The sequence below is a fragment of the Streptomyces sp. YS-3 genome, from assembly GCF_045257485.1.
In the GTDB taxonomy this organism is placed as follows: domain Bacteria; phylum Actinomycetota; class Actinomycetes; order Streptomycetales; family Streptomycetaceae; genus Streptomyces.
Window position 1 is genome coordinate 1 of the sequence record NZ_JBJHPC010000608.1, and the last position, 4108, is coordinate 4108.

3 protein-coding genes are annotated in these 4108 nt (G+C 69.1%); 2 read left to right on the top strand and 1 reads right to left on the bottom strand.

The window, feature by feature from the left end:
* Positions 1–533: 533 nt before the first annotated feature.
* Together ACJA3G_RS31720 and ACJA3G_RS31725 are read left to right on the top strand one after the other, a co-directional pair.
* Positions 534–2870: a collagenase gene (locus ACJA3G_RS31720; RefSeq protein ID WP_406556493.1), complete on the top strand. Its 2337-nt coding sequence runs from the start codon at positions 534–536 to the stop codon at positions 2868–2870.
* 316 nt (positions 2871–3186) lie between these two features.
* Positions 3187–3600 (top strand): hypothetical protein, encoded by a 414-nt coding sequence (locus ACJA3G_RS31725; RefSeq protein ID WP_406556494.1) that lies wholly within the window; start codon positions 3187–3189, stop codon positions 3598–3600.
* 169 nt (positions 3601–3769) lie between these two features.
* Here ACJA3G_RS31725 and ACJA3G_RS31730 read toward each other — a convergent pair whose 3' ends face one another.
* Positions 3770–3997 carry a hypothetical protein gene (locus ACJA3G_RS31730; protein ID WP_406556495.1) on the bottom strand — a complete coding sequence of 76 codons (228 nt, stop codon included), beginning with the start codon at positions 3995–3997 and terminating at the stop codon, positions 3770–3772.
* Positions 3998–4108: the final 111 nt, after the last annotated feature.

Here is a 4108-nt window from a genome sequence, read left to right on the forward strand (position 1 = left end):
GCCCCAAACGCCCAGCTGAGCACCCCTGTTGGCCTCCCTGGGGCCCCGTTCGTCGCAGGCGCCCCACACGTGCCTCGGGGGTTCTCAACTGCCGGGTATTGCGGCTGTTTTACCCGCGCTCCCTTCCCAAGCCATGTGACATGTGCAATTTTTCTGGCTGTGACCACCGCACGTCGCGTTCAAGCCAACGGAACCAACGGAACAACAGTTCGTGGGTCATCGGAGCCTGCGCCGAGACGTCCGTACGTACAGGGGCGGCCCGGGGGAGGGGTCCGGTGGCCTGCGGGCACCCCCCCCACCGCCGCGCGCGGCAGCGCGGCTTTCACTCCGCTGGGAGGCGGCACGTGAAGACCCCAACAGTCAGACCAAGACAAAGCCTTGGCGGCCTGCTCATACTCGCGCTCGCACTGTGTCTCTCGATAGCCGTGCTCACCCCGGCCGGTCACGCCGCCGCGGTCGAGCACCGAGGGCCGGCCCCGCGGCCCGCGGCAGGCGCGCGCACCGCACCGCCGCCGGTCGGATCGAAAGCGGCCGTGTCCGACCGCGCCGATGAACGACGCACCCCGATCGACGCCACACACCGGCCGCCGCAGAACCCGGTCCCCACCCGTACCGCCCCGTCGAAGCCGAGCCATGCGGAGGGCCTGACCGCGGCCTCCTGCACGCCGGCCGACTTCGGCAGCCGCAGCGGATCGGCCCTCGTGGCGTTCGTCCAGGCATCGACCACGGACTGCGTGAACACCCTGTTCGCCCTCACCGGCACCGACGCCCGCAACGCGTTCCGCGAGGCGCAGATGGTCACCATCGCCAACGCGTTCCAGAACACCGCACGGACCTACCCCGGCGACAACTCCACCCATGTGTGGCAGCTCGTGCTGTTCCTGCGCGCCGGGTACTACGTGCAGTTCAACCACGCCTCGGACGTGGGCCCGTACGGGGCGACGCTCTCCTCGGCGACCGAGGCCGCGCTGGACACCTTCTTCGCGTCCCCGCACTTCATGGACGTCAGCTCCGCCAACGGCGACGTCATGGGTGAGGTCATCATCCTGACGGACAGCGCCGACGAGCAGGCTCGCTATCTGAAGACCTACCAGCGGGTGCTCAACGGCTACAACAGCTCCTACGACGCGTACTGGAGCATGGACACCGCCGTCAATGACGTGTTCACCCCGATCTTCCGCGGCCACTGGAACCCGGCGTTCCTCAAGGCCGTGACCGCCGACACGAGCCTCATCGACACGCTGAGCACGTTCGCGCACAACCACCGCGACAAGCTGAACGACGCCTGGTTCTACCTCGACTCCAACGCCGGCACCGAGACCGCCCGCTTCCTCGACACCCCGGCTCTGCAGGCCAAGGTGAGGCCGCTCGCCAAGGGGCTCCTCGCGGACTCGGCCGTCACCGGCGCGACAGCGCCCCTGTGGGTCGGGGTCGCCGCCATGACCGACACCTACGACAAGGCCCAGTGCTCGTACTACGGGACGTGCGACTTCGTCGCCCGGCTCACCGCCGCCGCGCTGCCGATCACCTACCGGTGCGACGCTGCCCACACCTTCCGCGCCCAGTCCCTCACCAACGCGGCGCTCACCGCCGCCTGTACCAGCCTCCAGGGCCAGGACGCGTACTTCCACAGCATCGTCAAGGACAACGGGCCCGTCGCCGACGACCACAACACGAACATCGAGATCGTCACGTTCGCGAGCCCCAAGGACTACCGGACCTACTCCGGCTGGATCTTCGGAAACAGCACCGACAACGGGGGAGAGTACCTGGAGGGCAACCCCTCCGATCCGGCCAACCAGGCCCGCTTCCTCTCGTACGTCAAGAGCGTCAACGACGGTTTCCCGGGCGACATCTGGAACCTCAACCACGAGTACACCCACTACCTCGACGGACGCTACGACATGGCCGGCGACTTCGGGGCCGGAGAGGCCGTGCCGGACATCTGGTGGATCGAGGGCTTCGCGGAGTACGTCTCGTACAGCTACCGCGGGCTGCCCGACACCGAGGCCATCGCCGACGCCGCTCAGCACACCTACGCGCTGAGCACCCTGTGGGAGAGCACCTACACCAACTCCAACCTGTCGCGCACCTATCCGTGGGGGTATCTGGCCACCCGCTACATGATCGAGAAGCACCCTGTCGACGTGCAGAACATGCTGGCCAGGTTCCGCGCCGGTGACTACGCCGGGGGATACGCGGTGTACCACACCGGCATCGGCACCCGCTATGACGCCGACTTCGTCGCCTGGCTCGACGCCTGCGCCGCCGGAGCCTGCGGCAGTACGGGCAACGGCCCCACCGCCGCCTTCGACGCGACCGTCTCCGGACTGACCGTGAACCTCACGGACCGGTCCACCGACACCGGCAGCACCATCACCGCCCGTTTGTGGAGCTTCGGCGACGGCACCACGTCCACGGCGGCCAACCCGTCCAAGACCTACACCGCCCCCGGCACATACACGATCTCCCTGACCGTGACCGACGCCAAGGGCCTGACCTCCACGACCAACAAGGCCGTGACCCTCAGCGGTGCCCTGCCGAGCTGCACGAACGCCGACAGCCGCGTCCTGGACCGCAACTGCTCCCGCTCCGGGCGCTCCGCGAAGGCGGGTGACCTGGACTACCTGTACCTGTACATGCCGGCCGGCACCGTCACGCTGCGCATCACCACCGCCGGAGGCACGGGCAACGCGGACCTCTACTACAACCCCACCACCTGGGCGGGACCGTCGGCCTACACCGCCCGCTCGACGAACGCGGGGAACACCGAAGCCATCACCGTCACCAACACCACGGCCGGATACCGGTACGTCAGCCTGTACGCGCAGACCGCGTTCAGCGGCGTCACGGTCACCACGGCCTACTGACCCCTCTCTCGAACGGCGGCCCGAATCCGCTGTGTCCTCCTCGCCCGTCCGCCTGTGCGGGCGGGCGAGGAGGTTTCCACTTCACCCGCCAGGGGTGGCGCGGCGTACACCCCGATGGGCGAGCGCAAGCCGCGCGGTGGGGTGGTCGGCGCGGGTGCTGACGGCTCGCGGGGCCATGGGACCGCTGGCATGGGCCGGTGACACGCGCAGGACAACACCTCCAGGATGAAAAGCATCTCATCAGGTAAGAAGCCAACAAACAGACCCAACTCGCTCAAGCGTGAGATCTAGGGCTTTTCAACTGAGAGGGATCTTCATGGCCATCACCAAGCGGCACTCCCTGTGTATCGCCGCCGTGGGCGTCGTCAGCGCGGCATCCGTCGCGCTCGCGGGAACCGTCGCCTCCGCCGCCGCCCCGGCCACGGCCGGAGCCTCCGTCGCCAAGGCGACCACCGCCAAGACCGGCATCACCGCACAGTCCTCGGTGACCTCGGTGAAGGCGTGGCGGCTGTTCCGGGTCACCGGCTCGGCGACCGGTCTGAAGCCGGGCAGCAGGGTCGTCCTCCAGCAGAAGCAGGGCAAGCGGTGGGTCAGCCTGCCCGCAGTGACCCCGCTCAAGTCCAAGGGCACCTACTCGCTCGGCGTCATGCTGGGGCTGAAGGGCAGGAACGACCTGCGCATCGTGAACGGAAACACCGCGTCGCCGGTGTTCCGTGTGGCGGTTCGCTGACCCCCTTCCGCCTCGTGAGGTGGTGCCGCCAGTCGGTGGACCGCGACTGAGGGAAGCGCCCCCGGTCGGCCGCGATACCGGCCGGGGCCCTTTCGTCGCCTGTCCTCAGGGCTGCCCGTACGGTCCGGCCCGGTCGCGGCGTCCCGCGTACGTGTCCTCGCCCGGCCGGCTACGGCCGTGCCTCCCGGCGTGCGTGCTCGCGCAGTGCCATCCGGGCCGCGGGGGACGGACCCTCCGGGCCCCAGTGCGGGTGGGCGGCGATGAGGACGGAGAGCCGCTGGAGCCTGCGCCGGGCGGCGGCCGTCCCGCCCGGTGCGGGGTTGGTCAGCCGCCGGTACGCGTCGTACCACGCCACCTGGGCCATCACGAGATCACGGGGGAAGGGGAAGGTCGCCATGGCGGTATTAGACAGCGTGTTCGAATTGGCAGGCAAAAGCGCAGGTGGAATACTCCGGCCGTGACTCCGACCCGCCGCTCCCTCGGCATCGGCCCCCGGGCCCCACAGTCC